General features: G+C 67.3%; 21 protein-coding genes. 18 read left to right on the top strand and 3 right to left on the bottom strand.

Annotated features, from left to right (window positions below):
• Window positions 1-20 precede the first annotated feature (20 nt).
• Together ACOQPH_RS09230 and ACOQPH_RS09225 are read left to right on the top strand one after the other, a co-directional pair.
• A complete protein-coding gene (locus tag ACOQPH_RS09230) occupies window positions 21-257 on the top strand; it encodes a hypothetical protein (protein WP_420621122.1) in 237 nt (78 codons plus the stop codon).
• On the top strand, window positions 257-637 hold the full coding sequence (locus tag ACOQPH_RS09225; RefSeq protein ID WP_420621121.1) for a type II toxin-antitoxin system VapC family toxin: 381 nt from the start codon (window positions 257-259) through the stop codon (window positions 635-637). Before ACOQPH_RS09230 ends, ACOQPH_RS09225 begins: the two co-directional genes overlap by 1 nt.
• A 66-nt stretch (window positions 638-703) precedes the next feature.
• Here the strand turns inward: ACOQPH_RS09225 and ACOQPH_RS09220 are convergent, their stop codons facing one another.
• The 3 genes from ACOQPH_RS09220 to ACOQPH_RS09210 form a co-directional block, all read right to left on the bottom strand.
• Window positions 704-1000 carry a GNAT family N-acetyltransferase gene (locus tag ACOQPH_RS09220; RefSeq protein WP_420621120.1) on the bottom strand — a complete coding sequence of 99 codons (297 nt, stop codon included), beginning with the start codon at window positions 998-1000 and terminating at the stop codon, window positions 704-706.
• Window positions 984-1259 carry a DUF1778 domain-containing protein gene (locus ACOQPH_RS09215; RefSeq protein WP_420621119.1) on the bottom strand — a complete coding sequence of 92 codons (276 nt, stop codon included), beginning with the start codon at window positions 1257-1259 and terminating at the stop codon, window positions 984-986. Before ACOQPH_RS09215 ends, ACOQPH_RS09220 begins: the two co-directional genes overlap by 17 nt.
• A 184-nt stretch (window positions 1260-1443) precedes the next feature.
• Window positions 1444-1653: a hypothetical protein gene (locus ACOQPH_RS09210; protein WP_420621118.1), complete on the bottom strand. Its 210-nt coding sequence runs from the start codon at window positions 1651-1653 to the stop codon at window positions 1444-1446.
• A 176-nt stretch (window positions 1654-1829) separates the two neighbouring features.
• Here ACOQPH_RS09210 and ACOQPH_RS09205 point away from each other — a divergent pair, with 176 nt between their 5' ends.
• From ACOQPH_RS09205 to ACOQPH_RS09130, 16 genes are all read left to right on the top strand, one after another.
• The gene (locus ACOQPH_RS09205; protein ID WP_420621117.1) at window positions 1830-4067 is read left to right on the top strand and encodes a RelA/SpoT family protein; all 2238 of its coding nucleotides are present in this window, start codon (window positions 1830-1832) and stop codon (window positions 4065-4067) included.
• A gap of 112 nt (window positions 4068-4179) precedes the next feature.
• Complete coding sequence (locus tag ACOQPH_RS09200; RefSeq protein ID WP_420621116.1) at window positions 4180-4494, top strand: type II toxin-antitoxin system Phd/YefM family antitoxin; 315 nt, start codon at window positions 4180-4182, stop codon at window positions 4492-4494.
• A 5-nt stretch (window positions 4495-4499) separates the two neighbouring features.
• A complete protein-coding gene (locus tag ACOQPH_RS09195) occupies window positions 4500-4910 on the top strand; it encodes a type II toxin-antitoxin system VapC family toxin (protein ID WP_420621115.1) in 411 nt (136 codons plus the stop codon).
• A 128-nt stretch (window positions 4911-5038) separates the two neighbouring features.
• Entirely contained in the window at window positions 5039-6415 is a 1377-nt protein-coding gene (hisS, locus tag ACOQPH_RS09190; protein ID WP_420621114.1) for a histidine--tRNA ligase, read from the top strand.
• Window positions 6416-6446: 31 nt separating this feature from the next.
• Entirely contained in the window at window positions 6447-8321 is a 1875-nt protein-coding gene (aspS, locus tag ACOQPH_RS09185) for an aspartate--tRNA ligase (protein WP_420621113.1), read from the top strand.
• Window positions 8318-8749: a hypothetical protein gene (locus tag ACOQPH_RS09180; protein WP_420621112.1), complete on the top strand. Its 432-nt coding sequence runs from the start codon at window positions 8318-8320 to the stop codon at window positions 8747-8749. Before aspS ends, ACOQPH_RS09180 begins: the two co-directional genes overlap by 4 nt.
• Before the next feature lies 1 nt (window position 8750).
• The gene (locus ACOQPH_RS09175; RefSeq protein WP_419553785.1) at window positions 8751-9020 is read left to right on the top strand and encodes a hypothetical protein; all 270 of its coding nucleotides are present in this window, start codon (window positions 8751-8753) and stop codon (window positions 9018-9020) included.
• Window positions 9021-9123: 103 nt separating this feature from the next.
• Window positions 9124-11787, top strand: a complete 2664-nt coding sequence (gene alaS, locus ACOQPH_RS09170; RefSeq protein ID WP_420621111.1) for an alanine--tRNA ligase — start codon at window positions 9124-9126, stop codon at window positions 11785-11787.
• Between the two features lie 46 nt (window positions 11788-11833).
• Window positions 11834-12250, top strand: coding sequence for a Holliday junction resolvase RuvX (ruvX, locus tag ACOQPH_RS09165; protein ID WP_420621110.1), 417 nt, complete (start codon window positions 11834-11836; stop codon window positions 12248-12250).
• Window positions 12237-13586 carry an endolytic transglycosylase MltG gene (gene mltG, locus ACOQPH_RS09160; RefSeq protein WP_420621109.1) on the top strand — a complete coding sequence of 450 codons (1350 nt, stop codon included), beginning with the start codon at window positions 12237-12239 and terminating at the stop codon, window positions 13584-13586. Before ruvX ends, mltG begins: the two co-directional genes overlap by 14 nt.
• A gap of 23 nt (window positions 13587-13609) precedes the next feature.
• A complete protein-coding gene (gene aroE, locus ACOQPH_RS09155; RefSeq protein WP_420621108.1) occupies window positions 13610-14518 on the top strand; it encodes a shikimate dehydrogenase in 909 nt (302 codons plus the stop codon).
• Between the two features lie 54 nt (window positions 14519-14572).
• Window positions 14573-15244: a hypothetical protein gene (locus ACOQPH_RS09150; protein WP_420621107.1), complete on the top strand. Its 672-nt coding sequence runs from the start codon at window positions 14573-14575 to the stop codon at window positions 15242-15244.
• Between the two features lie 121 nt (window positions 15245-15365).
• Window positions 15366-16424 (top strand): 3-dehydroquinate synthase family protein, encoded by a 1059-nt coding sequence (locus tag ACOQPH_RS09145; protein ID WP_420621106.1) that lies wholly within the window; start codon window positions 15366-15368, stop codon window positions 16422-16424.
• Between the two features lie 8 nt (window positions 16425-16432).
• On the top strand, window positions 16433-16921 hold the full coding sequence (locus ACOQPH_RS09140; RefSeq protein WP_419553776.1) for a type II 3-dehydroquinate dehydratase: 489 nt from the start codon (window positions 16433-16435) through the stop codon (window positions 16919-16921).
• Window positions 16922-16991: 70 nt separating this feature from the next.
• Window positions 16992-17558, top strand: coding sequence for an elongation factor P (efp, locus tag ACOQPH_RS09135; RefSeq protein ID WP_420621105.1), 567 nt, complete (start codon window positions 16992-16994; stop codon window positions 17556-17558).
• Window positions 17559-17596: 38 nt separating this feature from the next.
• Window positions 17597-18022, top strand: a complete 426-nt coding sequence (locus ACOQPH_RS09130) for a transcription antitermination factor NusB (protein ID WP_420621104.1) — start codon at window positions 17597-17599, stop codon at window positions 18020-18022.
• The last annotated feature ends 33 nt before the right edge of the window (window positions 18023-18055 follow it).

Here is an 18055-nt window from a genome sequence, read left to right as displayed (position 1 = left end):
AGTGATGCTATGGTGCGCGTATGCGCACTACAGTGTCACTAGACGACGCGATCTACGATGAAGCCCGTCGTATCGCGTTCGAATCTCGCCGAACGCTCGGCGAGGTCATCAACGAGCTTCTCGCTGCTGGCCTCAAGCAGGCTGCCCGACCGCCGGCGCGCCGCCAGCTCGGACAGCTCCGTGGCACGATCACCATCGCCGACGACTTCGACGACACGCCCGCCGAAGTGCTCGAATCGCTCGAAGATCCGCTCTGATGGCAACGCTCCTGCTCGACACGCATGTCCTGCTGTGGGCCAACGAGGCACCGGAACGACTCTCGGCCGAGGCAGTGGCGGCTTTGGAAGACCCCGCCAACGACCTCGTCGTCTCGTCAATCTCAGTCGCAGAAATAGAGATAAAGCGCCGCATCGGAAAGCTGTTCCTGGAGCACAGCTGCCAGACCTTGGTCGCCCGGCTCGGCGCGGACTGGCTCGATCTCACCGCAGCCCACGCGATGGGCCTCCGCACGCTGCCGTACCTGCACGCAGATCCGTTCGACCGGCTCCTCGTCGCCCAATCGATGATCGAGGGACACACGCTCATCACGACCGACGAGAAAGTGCTCGCCTACCCGATCTCGACGCTCACCGCGTAACGGCTCGACGCCGACGGCTGCTCGAATCCAGCGGGCGCCCGGCACGGCAGAATAAGAACCTGAGTGCTAGCGCGTGCCGGCGAGGCCGCCTTGGCTTCGGATGTCTTTGATGACCAGCATCAGCGTGAGATCGTCGATGGGGGACGGCTCGAAGCCGAAGTGCCGGTAGAAGCCGCTTGCCTGGTCGTCCTTTGCATGTACCAGGACGAGGCGCAACCCGGTGAGTTCGGCCACTTCGAGGGCGGTGAGCAGGAAGTGCTTCAACAGGGCGGCGGCAAGGCCTTCACCCTGGTGCCCGAGATCGATGACGAGGCGGCCGAGAGCAGTTGCAGACCGCGGTAGGCGCTCACCCCAGACGTTCAAGCACCGACGGCTCGGCGAGCAGAGCAGCGATCCTGGGCTTGTCGGTGACCGGCCGGTCCAGGATGTCACCGAGCCGGTCCCATTCGTCGGGCGAGAGCGCGAACACGCGGCGGTCGGCCAGATCGTCGGTGGCGGAAGCCAATGCGCAGCTCACGACGTACTCATTGAGCGACTTTCCGGTTGCACGCAGTGCCTGACGGACAATCGCGTCCTGCATCGGCGTCACCCGCAGCGTCCATCGTTCGGTCTTGGTGCTCATGCACCGATTGTACGTCGGATCGACGTACACATGAGGTGTGAATTAGCGCCGTCGGTCTGTGTGTGGCCGCAGCCGTCAGAAGGTGCCATGAGCGCGGACACCGCGATGCCGCCAACCAGCGCAAAGCCCTTGCCGAGTTCATTCAGCACATCGCTTGCGCGCACGAGTGCGTCGTCGAGGCGCGTCACTGCAAGTGCGGGGGAATGGGGACTTCGCGGAGGTAGCCGTCGGCGTCGAGGTGGCGGTCGCCGCCCGAGGCCCACTCGTCGATGGCGGCGCGGATTTCTGCCTGCGTGACCGCCGGATTGCTGCGCCGCAGACGAGCTTCGATCATGCGCTCGGCGGCCTCGAACAGATCAAAGACAGTGATGCCCCGGCTCGAATCACGCCCCACAGTCTCAAGATACGGCAATTGCCCCCATGGCCGGTCGCTTGCAGAAGCGCATCACCCGTGATCGGGCGGGCATTGTCAACGGGGTCCTTGTCAATCACGGCAGAATGAGAGTGTGAGTTCCCGCCGGTTCGACCTTGCTCGGGTCGAACGCAACATCGGTCAGCTTGGCTAGGACCATGCCTGCGGTATCGCGCGTCCTGCCGTGGCGGCGCTTGCCGAACATGGTCGCGGCCGACATCTCGCCGGTCGTCGAGCGCTACCGGCAACTCTGGCCGAAGCGATCGCCCGAGCTCGTGATCCGTGCCTACGAGGCTGCTGCGCAGGCGCACGAAGGTCAACGGCGCAAGACCGGCGAGGCGTACATCACCCACCCGGTCGCGGTGGCCGGAGTGGTTGCCGATCTCGGCCTCGACGACACGTCGATCGCCGCAGCACTGCTGCATGACGCCGTCGAGGACACCAGCGTCGAGCTCGTCGCGCTGTCCGACGAGTTCGGTTCTGAGGTGGCGGCCATCGTGGACGGTGTCACCAAGCTCGACCGGGTGCGTTTCGCCTCCAAGCAGGCGCAGCAGGCCGCCACGCTGCGCAAGATGCTGGTGGCGATTGCGAACGATCCGCGCGTGCTGATGATCAAGCTGTCGGACCGCCTGCACAACATGCGCACGGTCGGGGCTCTGGACGGCACCAAGCAGGCCGACATCGCCCGCGAAACGCTCGACATCTACGCCCCGCTCGCCAACCGGCTGGGCATGCAGCAGGTGCGAGACGAGCTGGAGGACCTGGCGTTCGCAGCGCTGTACCCGAAGCGCTACGCCGAGATCGATCGGATGCTCGCCGAGCGCACACCCGAACAGGAGCGGTACGTCGACCTGGTGCTGACCGAGGTCCGTGAGCAGCTGTCCCGGATGAAGATCGACGCCACGGTGACCGGACGCAAGAAGCACCACTGGAGCGTCTACGAGAAGATGGTCATCAAGAACCGCTCGTTCGACGAGATCTTCGACTTGGTGGGCATCCGGGTGGTCGTCCCCACGATTCGCGACGCGTACGCGGCCCTGGGCTCGATCCACGCGACCTGGAAACCGGTGACTGGCCGGTTCAAGGACTACATCGCGATGCCCAAGTTCAACCTGTACCAGTCCTTGCACACGACGGTCGTGGGACCCTCGGGCACCGCGGTGGAAGTGCAGATCCGCACTGTCGAGATGCATCAACGGGCGGAATTCGGGGTGGCGGCCCACTGGCGCTACAAGGCGGAGCGCAATGGCGCTTCGGCCGCCGAGGCGGACATGCCGTGGCTGAGCCGTCTGGTCGAGTGGCAGGCAGAGTCTGACGACCCGGCCGAGTTCATGCGCACCATCGCCAGCGACCTGGGCCACGGAGAGGTGTACGTGTTCACGCCCAAGGGCGACGTGGTGACGCTGCCGACCGGCGCCACACCCATTGACTTCGCCTACGCCATCCACACCGACATCGGCGATTCGCTCATCGGTGCCAAGATCGACGGGCGGCTGGTGCCGCTCGATCGGCAGCTGCGCTCGGGCGACACGATCGAAGCGTTCACGTCAGACGATCCGGGAACCCGGCCGTCGCGCGATTGGCTGGAGACTGCGGTCACCCCCCGGGCCCGCTACAGCATCCGGCGTTGGTTCGCCCGCTCTGATCGCTCCGAATGGGTGGCTGCCGGCAGGGAGGCCGTCTCGGACGAGTTGCGCTCCCAAGGGCTGAAGGCGTCGCTGCTCATCGACGGCGACGAGATGCAAGCAGTGGCGGAGCAGTTCAGCCGCGCCGACCCCGAGTTGCTCTTCGAAGCGGTCGGCAAGGGCGACATTCAGCCGCATTCAGTGGCCAAGCGACTCGTTGACAACCTGCGCGACGAGGGCGACGGCGTGCAACTGCCGGCCCGCCCCGCCCGCCAGCGCGGCTCACGCCGTCGCCGCTCCGCCGGCGTTCATGTCGACGGCCACGACGACTCGCTGGTGCGCCTCGCCCGCTGCTGCAGCCCGGTACGCGGCGACGAGATCCTGGGCTTCGCCACGAGCGGGCGAGGCCTCTCGGTGCACCGCGCCGACTGTGCCAACGCGGCCGAGCTGGCGACGTCTTCGAACGCCCGGCAGGTCGAAGTGGAGTGGGACGAGAGCTGGGCGGGCGAGTTCGCCGCGGCGCTGGAGGTTCGGGGCCTCGACCGCAACCGGCTGCTGCTCGACGTTGTCAACGTGGTCTCGGGCCGCCATGACCTGTCGATCGCGAGCTGCGACACGTTCGTGGGCGACGATCAGGTGGCAGTGATGCAGTTCGAGGTCGAGGTCGGCGATCCGGTGCTGCTGGATCAGCTGCTGGCGGCATTGCGGGACGTCAATGGCGTGTTCGACGCGTACCGCACCATCGAAGGCCTAGCCCGCACCGAATACTGAGGGTGCGCACCAATTGCTGAGGGCTCGGCCCAGCGGTCGCTGTGCTCCTTGGGCTGGTTGTATAGTCGTTAACTGGTAACCATGGTGTGTTTGTTGTGACTAGACTGCGTTCATGGCAGGGGATGAAACACGCAGGCACTACGGCGCATTGGCTGGACGTGTCGTTCCAGCCGGCGAGTTCAAGACGAACTGTTTGCGCCTGATGGACGAGGTGCACGAGACCGGTGCCGAGATCGTCGTCACCAAACGGCGGCGTGCGGTGGTGCGAGTGAGCGCAATCCGAGATGGACGGCCGAAGCTGGTGGGGTCGTGTGTGGGCCAGCTTCGAATTCTCGCCGATATCGACAGCGAGCCGGCGATCCCAACCGAGGACTGGGACATGATCGCCCGGCCCGAGCAGGTGGTCGAGTCGGCCCCGCAGCAGTGAGCCTCGTGCTTGACACCAATGTGCTGCTGCGCTTGGTGTCCGACAGCGCCGACCTCAGCGACGGGTTCAAAGACGCGGTGGAGAGCGCTCTTGATGACGGCGAGGTGGCGGTTTCCGCGATCACGTTCATGGAGACGACTCGGCTGCACCATCATGGCCGCATCAACCTGGGCCAGCATCCGGCGACATGGCGCCGGGAGCGTCTCGCATCGGGTCTGCGCGAGCTGCCCGTTGACGGTGATATCGCTGTCGAGTCGGTCTTGCTGATGAACTCGGGTTTTCACCGCGATCCCGCCGACCAGGTGATCGTCGCCACGGCCATGCTCCACGGATTGACGCTGGCGACGACAGACGCAGCGATCCATGACTGGGCCGAAAGGACTCGTCTCGTCCAGTTGCTCGATCCAGCAGCCTGATCTCGTCAATCGACACCATCGCTCACGAACGTCGATATGCAATCGGCGCTCCCGCCGCCATTCACCGAGTCGGGGCGATGCAAGCTGAGCTAGGACTGGCGCTGGTCGGGCCGTAGCCTGCGCTGGTCATGTCCGGTACGCCTTCGACGCCTGCGCGCCCTTCTGGCGGCGATGACCCAACAGCCGGGAAATCCTTCCGGACGCCGATTGGAACGCACGACCTGGCCCCGCCCGAATCGGGTCGTTGGGTCGCGCTCTTGGGCACATTCATCGGCGCAGCGGACCGAGCTGGCTTCGGTTACCTGCAGACGCCGATCTTCGAGGACATCGGCGTGTTCAGCCGCATTGGCGAGGGCACCGACGTGGTCGGCAAGGAGATGTACGAATTTGCCGATCGCAGCGATCGACGGCTCGCGTTGCGGCCCGAGGGAACGGCATCGGTGTGCCGCGCATTCGCCCAGCACCGGCCGACGACGCCCTGGAAGGTTTGGTACCAGGGACCGTTCTTCCGCTACGAGGCGCCTCAAGCGGGCCGCTACCGCCAGTTCCACCAGATCGGCGCAGAGACGCTGGGCACCGACGACCCTGACGCTGACGTCGAGATCATCGCTCTAACGGCCGAGTTCTTCGGTGCCATCGGGCTGCAGCGGGTGCCGCTGCTGCTGAACTCCATGGGCGACGCCGACACCCGCTTGGCGTATGGCGAGGCACTCACCTCCTACCTGCAACGCCGGGCTGCCGACGTAGATCCCGCCGACCGGGACAAGATCGAGCGCCACCCGCTGCGCATCCTGGACTCGAAACGTGCCGCAACCGCAGCGGTGGCCGCTGAGGCCCCGCAGATCACAGACTTCCTGTCTGGCGAGACCGCCGCCCACTTTGAACGGGTGCGCGCGGGACTGGACGCGCTGGGCATCGAACACGCAGTCGAGCCCAAGCTGGTTCGGGGTCTCGACTACTACACCCGCACCACGTTCGAGTTCCGCGCTGCGAGCCTGGACGCCGCCCAGGACACCATCTGCGGCGGCGGTCGCTACAACGGCCTCGTCGAGGCACTCGGTGGGCCGCCCACGCCAGGCATCGGGTTTGCGCTGGGCATCGAGCGGCTGCTGCTTGCATGCGATGCCGAGGGCGTCTTCGACGTGCCAGCGCAGCGAGCCGAGGTGTGGGTGATCGACACCGCTGGAGGTGCTGCGGCACGCGACCTCACACACCAGCTGCGCTCGGTCGGCGTGCGAGCCGACCGTGCCTTCGATGACCGATCCATACGGGCGCAGATGCGGGCCGCTGACCGCTCCGGTGCAGAGATCGCGCTCATCGTGGGAACCGACGAGATTGACGCCGGCACGGTCACGGTCCGGCCGCTGCGACGCGCCGACGGCGGCAGTAGAGACATGCCGCAGCAGACCGTGCCGCGGTCGGAATTGCTGGTCACGCTGCGAACCGTCTTTGACGTGCTGAACGCCCCGGCACCCGCTTCGGCCGACAGCTCGAACCCAGCTTGAATCCCAAAGGACTGACCGAGTGATCACTGGCATGCGAACCGACTATTGCGGGCGGCTCAGCCGCGCCGATATCGGACGGAACGTCACCGTGTGCGGCTGGGTTTCCCGGCGACGTGAGCATGGTGAGCACCTGGCCTTCGTGGATCTGCGCGATCGGACCGGCCTCGTGCAGTGCGTCGTAGACCACGCACACGATCTGCGTTCGGAGTACGTGCTGGCGGTGACCGGGACAGTTCGGGAGCGCCCATCAGACACCGCCAATCCCGACCTGGCCACGGGCGAGATCGAGATCGGCGATGCAACCGTCGAGGTGCTGTCTCGCTCGGAGCCGCCGCCGTTCCAGATTGACGGTCGCAGCGACGTCGACGAAATGCTGCGCATCCGGCATCGGTACCTGGACCTGCGCAACCCCCGCATGCATTCGAACCTGGTGAAACGAGCGCGCGTCAACGCAGCGATCCGGCGCTCGATGGAGGCCGCCGAGTTCATCGAGATCGAGACGCCCACACTGGTGGCGTCGACGCCCGAAGGCGCCCGTGACTTCGTGGTGCCCAGCCGGCTGCATCAAGGCCGCTTCTATGCGCTGCCGCAGAGCCCGCAGCTGTTCAAGCAGCTCTGCATGGTGGGTGGGATCGACCGCTACTACCAGATCGCTCGATGCCTGCGGGATGAGGACCTTCGAGCGGATCGCCAGTTCGAGTTCACCCAGCTCGACTTGGAAATGAGCTTCGCCACCGGCGCCGAGGTGCGAGCCGTGATCAGCACCGCGGTGGCAGAGGCTGTCGAGGAGATCACCGGTGTGCGCCCCGCAGCGATGCCCGAGATCACCTGGCACGAAGCGATTGACCGCTACGGATCGGACAAGCCGGACCTGCGCTTTGGGCTCGAGCTCGTCGAGCTCAGCGACCTGTTCACCGAGACGGGATTCAATGCGTTCAAAGCGCCCGCCGTGCGGGGCATCCGGGTGCCCCGCGGCAGCGACATCAGCCGCAACGCGGTCGACGATCTCACCAAGCAATGCCAGCGCTGGGGCGCCAAGGGCCTCGTCTGGATGCGAGTCAGCGCCGGCGAGTCGCCCCTCGACGGAGCCCGCAGCGCGGCAGGCGGTCGGTTGGCCGTCACCTCGCCGGTTGCGAAGTTCATGTCCGACGCCGAAATCGACGGCGTTCTGGAGCGTCTGGGCGCCGAGCCGGGGGACATGTGCTACCTGGTGGCCGACACCTGGCGCAGAGCCAGCGGAGTGCTCGGACTGCTGCGACTGGAGCTGGGCCGTCCGCCGGTGAACGAGGGCGGGCTGCACTTCCTGTGGGTCGTGGACTTCCCGCTGTTCGACGACGTGAACGCCGACGGTCTTCCGGCACCGGCACATCATCCGTTCACGATGCCCCACACCGACGATCTCGAAACGGTCGCAGCGGCCTCGACGCGGATGGCGGCCGGTGGAGGCTTCGACGCCGACACGCTGCTCGACGTGCGATCGCAGGCGTACGACCTGGTGCTGAACGGCTGGGAGTTGGGCTCGGGCAGCGTCCGGATCCATCGGGGCGACATCCAGCAGCAGATCTTCGACCTGCTGGGCATCGAGCCCGCCGCAGCGCAGGAGCGATTCGGATTCCTGCTGGATGCATTCCGGTTCGGCGCTCCGCCGCATGCCGGCTTCGCCTTCGGCATCGACCGCCTGGCGGCGTTGCTGTGCGGCGAGGAGAACATCCGCGAGGTCATCGCCTTCCCCAAGAGCCAGTCCGGCGCCGACCCGCTCACCAATGCCCCGTCTCCGATCTCCGATGTTCAACTCGACGAGTTGGGGCTGGCCATCGTCGCCGGCGACGGCGACGGCGAGCTGAAGCACAGCGCCGGCGACGGCGAGCTGAAGCACAGCGTTAACGATGAAGAGGATGAATCATGAGCAGCAGCGATCTGGCAGCGGTGGTGGTGACGGTTTGCGTCGTGGTCGCGCTTGTCGCGCTCATCGCCGTGCTGACGCAGGCGTTCGCCTTGATGCGGGAACTGCGGCGCAAGCTTGAGGACTTCGACGCCAAGGTCGGACCGGCGCTGAGCCAGCTGGCGGACACCGCCGAGATGGCCCAGACCGAGATCAACCGGTTGCGCGACCTGATCAACGTGGCCCAGAAAGTCGCAGGACTGGCTGAGTCAGCCGGGGCAGCCACGGCACGCGCCGCTTCGGTGCCGGTCGACAAGGTCCGCTCCGCTCTTTCTGCGTTGCGCGGAGTGCAGACATCGGGCACAGGACGGGGCAAGGCCTCCGACGAAGGGCGCGAGACTGCTCCCAGCAGCGGGAGCACTGCTGCCGGCAGCGAGAGCACGGAGCGCTGAGATGCTGAAGCGGGTGCGCTGGTTGACTTTGGGCGCCGGACTGGGCGCTGGTGCTTCGCTGTGGATTCAACGGCGGCTGCGAGTGCTCCTGGACCGCTACGCACCAGTTCGGGGCACGGCCAATGTGCTGGGCACCGCACGCCAGATGCGCCGCGACCTGCGAAGTGCCTGGCGGGACGGCAAGCGACAGATGCAAGACGCCGAGCAGCGTCTGCGCGACGAACGGGACCGCCGCTGGGCCGAGCGCCGCCACCGCCGCGAGGCCGCTTGAGCGCATGCACGGATAGGCACAGACGCCACAGCTTCCGAAGCGGGCGCAAGCGGTCTCGCGGACGGCCACGGAGGCCGCGAAAGCGCGTCGGTATCCTCTGGGGATGCGCGCCGGCGAACTGCGTGATGCGTTCAGCTCGTTCTGGGCAGAACGGGGCCACGAAGTTCGCGCCTCCGCGAGCCTGATTCCCCACGAGCCGTCGCTGCTGTTCACGGTGGCGGGGATGGTTCCGTTCATGCCGTACTTCCTCGGCTCCGAGGTGCCTCCGACGCGGCGCATGGTCACCATCCAGAAGTGCGTCCGGGCCGGCGGCAAGCACAACGATCTCGACGACATCGGCCGCACCAACCGGCACTTCACATTCTTCGAGATGATGGGCAACTTCAGCTTCGGCGACTACTTCAAGGCCGAAGCCATCCCGTGGGCGTGGGAGTTCGTCACCGAAGTACTCGGACTCGAACGGGACAAGCTCTGGGTGACCGTCCACGTCAGCGATGACGACGCCGCCGAGATCTGGCAGACCAAGGTCGGCGTTCCAGCCGAGCGCATCCAGCGACTCGACAAGGACAACTGGTGGGCGGCGGGCGATGTCGGCCCATGCGGACCCTGCAGCGAGATCTTCTACGACATCGGACCCGACCACGGCCCCGACGGCGGCCCCGCGCACGGCGGCGAGGATCGCTTTGTCGAGATCTGGAACCTCGTGTTCATGCAGTTCGCAGCCGACGGCACCGGCGAGATGACACCGCTGGATGCGCCCGGAATCGACACTGGCGCCGGCCTCGAACGGATCCTGGCAGTGCTGCAAGGCGTGCCGGCGGCGTGGGACATCGACCTGTTTGCGCCCCTGTTGGCCGAGGCCGAGCGCATCTGCAGCAAGACCTACGGCACCGATCCCGAGACCGATGTCTCGATGCGGATCTTCGCCGACCACGCCCGCACCACCGCGATGCTCATCTCCGACGGTGTGTTCCCCTCCAACGAGGACCGCGGCTACGTGCTGCGTCGCATTATCCGCCGTGCTGTGCGCCACGCCTGGGTGCTGGGAGTCGACGAGGTGGTGATGCCCCGGCTGGTGGACATCGTCGTTGACGTCATGGGCGACCACTACACCGATTTGATTGCCAACCGGCAGTTCATCGCGGACGTAGTGGCTCGCGAGGAGGAGCGCTTCCGCACCACGCTTGCTACAGGCCAGAAGATCCTCGATGAAGCCACCGCCGGGCTCGAGGGGGCAGATGCAGCAAACCCCGAATCAGCAAGCCCCGAATCAGCAAACACAGAAGCAGCAGACACAGTGCTCGACGGCGAGGTCGCGTTCCTGTTGCACGACACGCACGGATTCCCGGTGGAGGTGACCGAAGAGATCCTCACCGAGCGCGGCCTGAGCCTCGACCGTGACGGCTTCGAGGCCGCCATGGAACGCCAGCGCGAGCGGGCGCGGGCTGGTCGTTCGGGCGGACCTACCTTCGCCGACGAGCGCTACCGGGAGATCCTGGCGCAGTTCGGCCCCACACAATTCGTGCGGGACACGCCGGCGGTGTCGCCGGCACGGGTGCTGGCGGTGTTCGAGATAGCTCAAGACGATGAACACGACGGCGACGACGACCTCGTCGAGGTGTTCTTGGACCGCACGCCGTTCTACGCCGAGAGCGGTGGACAGATCGGCGACGTCGGCACGATCTCGGGAACCGACGGCAGCATCGAGGTGCTCGACTGCACCTACGCACTCGCCGACCTGCACCGCCACATCGGGCGCGTTCACGGTGAGGGCATCGAGGCCGGATCGCTGGTCAGCGCCGAGATCGACGACGGGCGCCGGGCGGCCATTCGTCGCAATCACACCGGCACCCACATCCTGCACTGGGCACTGCGCGAGGTGCTGGGCAATCACGTGAAGCAGGCGGGCTCTCTGGTGGCGCCAGACCGACTGCGCTTCGACTTCAGCCACTACGAGGGCGTCGATCGCGCCCAGCTGCGTGAGATCGAGCGCGTCGCAAACGCCGAGATCATCACCAACGGCCGTTGCCGCCATTACGAGACCTCGATGAACCACGCGCAAGCCATCGGCGCCATCGCATTCTTCGGCGACAAGTACGGCGACGTGGTGCGCGTGCTCGAAGCGGGGGAGCACTCGACCGAGCTCTGCGGCGGCACCCATGTGGCTGCCCTCGGCGACATCGGGCACCTGCGGATCGTTTCGGAGTCGAGCATCGGCTCGAACATGCGACGCATCGAGGCGGTGACCGGGCTTGCCACCGTGGAGCGGCTCGCGGACGCCGAGGACACGCTGGATTCGCTGGCTGAGATGTTGAACGCTCAGCCAGATGAGATCGCCTCTGCGGTGCAACGGCGTCTGGACGAGACCAAGGAGCTGCGCCGGCAGGTGCGCGACCTGCAACGCACAATGGCGTCGTCGCGGGCCGCTGAGTTGGCCGCCACGGCTGAGGACGGCGTGGTCGTCGCCGACCTCGGCGATCTCGAGCGTGATGCGCTGCGCGACTTGGCTGCATCGGTGCGCGACCATGGAGGCATCCGAGCCGTCGTACTGGCCTCTGCGCCCGCCGCCGGGGGAGTGGCCTTAGTGGCGGCAGTGGATCCGGCCGGAGACCTGTCGGCAGGCGATCTCCTGCGAGACGCGGCCCGGACGGTCGGCGGAGGATTCGGCGCGAAAGGCGACCCGCCACTGGTGGTGGCCGGCGGTCGCAATCCTGACGGCATCGGCGACGCCCTCGCCCAGGCCCGAGTGGCGGCACTCGGGGCTTGAGGCGCCGGGTACCACGGAACAAGACAGGCCAGCCGTGTCGAGCCCCATGAAGCGGGCGATCGGCGTAGACCTCGGCTCGAAACGCATCGGCGTGGCCTTCGCGCCTGCCGATGTTGCGGTGGCGGTGCCCTACGAAGTCCTCGAACGCAGCGGCGAACGTGCCCGGGACCACCGAGCGCTCGCAGGTATGGTCGCTGACGTGGGTGCGGAGGTGGTCGTGATCGGCCTGCCGACGTCGCTCGATGGCAGCGAAGGACCGGCCGCCGCTGGCGTACGGGCCGAGGCTGACGAGATAGCGGCGGCACTCGATGTGCCGGTGGTCCTGCACGACGAGCGCTACACGACAGTCACCGCCGAGCGCATCCTGTCCGAACAGGGTGTGCGCGGCCCTGCCCGCCGCAAGGTCATCGACAAGGTGGCTGCCTCGGTCATCCTGCAGTCGTGGCTCGATGCCCGTGACTGACGACAGCACTGAGTCCGAAGTCGACGACGCCGAATCGGGGCGGGCGACGGCGCTGCGCACTCCTCCGGCTGTGCGCAAGTTGGCGAATCGACTTGCTGGCCTCGTAGGTCTGGCTTCGGCTGACCAATCCTCGGTTGTCGAACCGGGCCTGCTAGAGCGAGCACAGCCCGACGAGAGACCCGCAACGGCGCCGAGCCAGGAGCGGGCCGCCGGCGGTCCGCAGCCCGTCAGCGGACGCCGCGGCGTCGACTACGAGGTGGTCAGCACGCGACGCGGACCTGGCACATTCGGCGCACTGCTGATTCTGGTGCTGCTCGGCTTCATCGCCTGGACGGCGGGCAGCCGCGCCTACCGCTGGGTGACCGAACAGCTCGACCCGCCCGGCGCTCCGACGGGCGAGATCGCGCTCACCCTGCCGTTGGGCTCCAGCACGGCCAGCATTTCCGATCTGCTCGAAACGGAAGGCGTCGTACCGAGTTCACGGGCCTACGAGTGGTATGTGCGTTTACGAGGGGGTCCCGCATTTCAAGCCGGCGAGTACACGTTCCAGTCCAACTCGTCGGTTTGGGAAACCCTGGCTGTGCTCGAGGCCGGGCCGAGCCGCGTCGCACAGGCCGCCCAGCAGCCGCTCACCATTCCCGAAGGCCTGACCTTGGCGCAGATGGCCGACCTCTTCGACGATGTGCAGGGCCTGAGCTTCAGCGGTAGAGATTTCCTGACAGCGGTGCGCGAACGGCCAGTGCTGTCGTTGGTCGCGCCGACGCCGCCGGTCCTGCCCGAAGGCGTGATCGAACCAGCTGAGGGACAGCTCTTCTCCGATACGTACTTCTACGACTCTCAGACCAGCGCTGAGCAGCTGGTGGCACTCATGGTCGATCGGCTCGATGCCGTGCTCACTGAACTGGATTACGCAGATGCGCCGCGCCGGATTGGCCTGACGTCGTACGAGACGCTGATCGTGGCCAGCATGATCGAACGTGAGGCCCAGCGCACCGAGGACCGTCCCAAGGTGGCGCGGGTGATCTACAACAGGCTCGCTCGCGGGTGGTCGCTGGGTCTGGATGCCACGGTCGTGTACGTGGTGGGCTCGCAGGAGTTGACCGCCGACCTGCTGACGGTCAACTCGCCGTACAACACCCGGGTGCTCGTGGGGCTGCCGCCCACACCGATTGCGGCTCCGGGGCGCGCCTCGCTCGAAGCGGCTCTGCATCCGGAGGACGGGCCGTGGATGTACTTCGTGCTGACGTCGGAAGACGGCACCCTGTCGTTCTCCGAGACCGACGAGGAGTTCCAGCGCGACAAGGCCGTGTGTGTCGAATTGGGTCTCTGCGGTTGAGTCGCGTCGGGCAGAGTGAGGAGATGAGCGACGAAGAGGCGCACCGGCGCCCGAGTGGGCGCGCTGAGTTGATGCTGCGCCTAAATGGGCGCACGAAGGTCGCCGGAGTGATCGGTGACCCCGTGCAGCATTCACTCAGCCCGGCGCTGCACAATGCAGCGTTTGAGCATCTCGGGCTGGACTGGGTCTACACGGCGTTCGCAGTGCCCGCCGGGCAGGGCGCCGGTGCGGTGGCAGCGATGCGCGTGCTGGGGATCGAAGGCCTGTCGGTCACCATGCCCCACAAGGACGACGTTGCTGCTGCCTGCGACGAGCTGTCGCCCGTAGCTGCACTGCTGGGGGCCGCGAACTGCGTGCGTCGCAACGGCGACCGGCTGATCGGGGAGAACACCGACGGCGACGGGTTCTTGGCGTCGCTGAGGATCCAGGCGGGTGTGGAGCCCGCCGGCATGCACGCCGTGGTGTTCGGTGCGGGCGGGGCAGCCCGTGCGGTGATCGTGGCGCTCGCGTCACAAGGAGCCTCGGTGACCGTGGTGAACCGCTCGGCGGACGCGGCCGTGCGCGCGGCCGCACTGGGCGCCGCGGCGGGTGCGACCGCAGGGATCGCTGCATCCAGCGCAGCCATGGTCGGCGGCCCGAGGGCAGTGCGCGACGCCGACTTGGTGGTCAACGCCACACCGCTTGGCATGTCTGAAGGCGATCTGCTGCCGTTCGATCCGGCGTTGCTGCGGTCGCGCCAGATCGTCGCCGACCTCATCTACCGGCCCGAACGGACCCCGTTGCTCGAAGCGGCCGCCGCTGCGGGCGCCCTGACGCTCAACGGCGTCGGAATGCTCTTGTACCAGGCCGCCGGGCAGTTCAAGATGTGGACCGGCCGCGACGCACCCATCGACGTGATGGCTGCGGCTGTGGGCCTGGAACTCGCCGGGTAGCACCCCGGCTCGCATGCGGCGCCGGCGGCCGCCGGCGACCGGAGGGGCATCGGCGTGACCATTGCAACGACAGACCTGGGCCTTTCTGCGGTTGCGGCGATCGTGCTCGGCGGCACAGCCGCGGGAATCGTCGCCTCACGCTGTGCTCAGCGCAGTTTCGGCGTCAGCCTGCACCCGGCTCTGACGATCGCGTCGTGCGTCACGATCGCGGCCGCCCTTGTCCTACGACTCGGCGACAGCGCCTACCTCGCGCCGTTGCTCGCGTTCGGATGGGCAGGTGTGGTCATCTCCGGCGTCGACCTGCGCACCCACCTGATACCCACGCGGCTCTTGCGTGCGGTTGCCGCCGCTGCCATCGGTCTTGTGTGCGGGGCTGGGGCGATCGATGCCGGCTTTGCAGGAGTGGCGCGAGCGGTTGCCGCAGCAGCCATCGGCGGGATTGTCGGGTGGGGGGTGATGCACCTCGTCTGGCTTGCCGCCCGGGGCGACCTGGGCTACGGCGATGTGCGTCTGGGCGGGTACCTGGGCATGCACTTGGGACTCGGCGGGCTCACCACAGTGCTGGAAGGGTTGCTGGCCGGTTTCGCCATTGCAGCGCTGGTTGGCGCCGCGGGCGTGGTGGTGCTGCGCCGCGGCAGCGGCCACCGTTTCGCCCTCGGACCTTCACTGGTCGCTGGCGCGCTCGCCGTCATCTGGTGGTCGGCGCCGGCGGGCCTCGCCACATGAGCAGTGGGTGATCGCCACCTCATTCGGCGCCGTTGGACGGACACCCGGCCAGACGGCCGGGTGCTGGCGCTGTGTTGTTTCCAGGCAGTCGTCTGGTGCCGCGTCGGTACCCTCGCCGGTGATGTCGGGCACCATCCGCGTCGACGTATCTCTGGGCGACCGTTCGTACCCCGTCCTGGTCGGCGCTGGAGCGCGCCGAGAACTCGCCCCGATTCTGAGAGACACCGTCGTGACTGGCGGGGCGCGGCGTGCCGCCGTTGTCACCCAGGCGGGCATCGGCCTCGAAGTCGACCCGGGCATCCCATTCGAGACCTTCACGATTCCCGACGGCGAGCACGCCAAGGAGTTGGGCACCATCGGGGAGCTGTGCAGCGAGTTCGCCCGAATGGGCCTGACGCGCCGCGATGTGGTGGTGGGAGTCGGTGGCGGCGTGGTCACCGACGTCGCTGGTTTCGCGGCTGCCGTGTATCACCGGGGCGTGGCTGTGGTGCATGTCGCCACGACGCTGCTGGGCCAGATCGACGCCGCGGTGGGCGGCAAGACCGGGGTGAACCTCGCCGAGGGCAAGAACCTCGTCGGCGCCTTCTGGCAGCCCGCTGCGGTGCTGTGCGACACCGAAGTGCTCGACACGCTGCCAGAGCGCGAGCTGCGGGCCGGGCTGGGAGAGCTGGCCAAGTATCACTTCATCGGCGGCTCTGCCGCCGAGCATTGGCTCAGCTCGACGGGCAAGAACGACTTGAGCGCGCTGCCCATCGACGAACGGGTCGCTGCGTGCGTCGCGATCAAGGCCGAAGTTGTGAGCTCTGACGAGACCGAGGGCGGTCGCCGGGCGCTGCTGAACTACGGCCACACGCTGGCGCACGCGCTCGAGATCGCCGAACGGTTCGACCTGCGCCACGGCGAGGCGGTGGCCATCGGGCTGCGTTACGCCGCACTGGTGGCCCGCATGATGGGGCGCATCGATGACCAACGTGTGGCTGAGCACGAGCGGGTGCTCGAGGCCTACGGGCTCGACACTGCGCTGCCCCCCGGTGTCGACCATGACGAGATCATCGAACTGTTCGGCCGAGACAAGAAGGCCACCGACGGCATCACGTTCGTGCTCGACGGGCCGAACGGTCTCGAAGTGGTGCCCAACGTCGACCCCAGTGTGCTGCGCAGCGCGCTCGAGCGGATGTGATCGAGGCCATGGCTCGCCACGTCGTACTGCTGCTGTCGGGTCCGAACCTGAACCTGTTGGGAACCCGCGAACCTGAGATCTACGGCACCGACACGCTGCTCGACCACGTTCGGGCCGCACGCCGAGCGGCGACCGAACTCGGCTGGGATCTCGAGCACCGCCAGAGCAACCACGAGGGCGACCTCGTCGACGCCGTGCATTCGGGCATCGGACGCGTCGGGGCCATCGTGGTGAACCCCGGTGCGCTCACCCACTACGGCTGGTCGCTGCACGATGCGCTTGCCGCGTTCGACGGACCCGTAGTGGAGCTGCACCTGTCCGAGCCCCGCGAGCGCGAGCCATGGCGGCGCCTGTCGGTGGTGGAGCCGCTGGCGAGCGCCCGGGTTGCGGGGGAGGGCGGCGCTGGCTACCCGCGAGCGGTCGCAGTTGCCATCGAGGCGGCAGCCGCGACGGCCGAGACGCCGGACCCCGGCGACGAGGCCGCCGACCCGTCGTAATGGCGAGCCGTGCTTGTACTGTCCCGCTGCGACCGCGGTGATCCGCCCAGGTTGACTCCGAGAGGTTGATATGGCCATCTCCACTGCCGACTTCCGCAACGGCATGACGCTCGATCTCGACGGCGGCTTGTTCCAGCTTGCCGAGTTCCAGCACGTCAAGCCGGGCAAGGGCGGCGCGTTCGTGCGCACGACGCTCCGCAACGTGCGCACCGGTGCGGTGGTGGAGCGAACATTCCGGGCCGGCGAGCGCATGGAACGCGCGCTCATCGACCACCGCGACATGCAGTACCTGTACGCCGACGGCGATTCCCTGGTGTTCATGGACACCGACAGCTACGAGCAGCTTCCCGTCAGCCGGGCCGCTGCAGGCGGCTCGACGAGCTACCTGGTGGAAGGCGAGATGGCCACGGTGGTGCGACACGGCGACGAGGTGCTGGGCGTGGAACTGCCCGCATCGGTCGTGCTCGAAGTGGCCGATACCGACCCAGGCGTGCAGGGCGACCGGGTGTCGGGTGCACGCAAGCCGGCCACGATGTCCACCGGACTGGTGGTGCAGGTGCCGCTGTTCATCGAGGCTGGCGAGCGGTTGAAGGTCGACACCCGCAGCGGCGATTACGTCGAGCGCGCCCGCGGCTGACGCCGCAGGGTTGCTGAGACGGGCCCAGGTCCACTGCCATGACTCGCTCCAGCGACCCGTTCGCAGCCCCCGATGAGCCGACCCGTCGGCGCGAGGCGCGCCAGCGCTCGGTGGAACTGCTGTACGAGGCCGAGATGAAGTCCTGTGACCTGTCGGACGTGCTCGCAGAGCAGATCAGCGATCTCGACCCGTTCGCGCACGAGCTGGCCACTGGTATCGCCGCCCAGCAGGAGGCGCTCACCGAGCGTCTCGCGGGGCTGCTGAACGAGGGGTGGACTCCCCAGCGCCTCGGCATCTGCGACCGCCTCATCATGCTGCAGGGACTCTTCGAGCTTGAACGGGGGGCTGCTCCGGCCGCCGTGGTCATCAACGAAGCCGTCGAATTGGCGCACCGACTGGGCGCAACCGATCGCAGCGGGGCACTCGTGAACGGAGTCCTCGCTGCCGCCCTTGACGGCCGGTGATGGCCGGGTTGTGACGGTCGCAGCATGTCGTTG

The organism is Candidatus Poriferisodalis sp., from assembly GCF_965221945.1.
Classification (GTDB): Bacteria; Actinomycetota; Acidimicrobiia; order Acidimicrobiales; family Poriferisodalaceae; genus Poriferisodalis.
The sequence above is the reverse complement of the archived record's forward strand: the minus strand, read 5'-3'. Positions and strand labels throughout refer to the sequence as shown.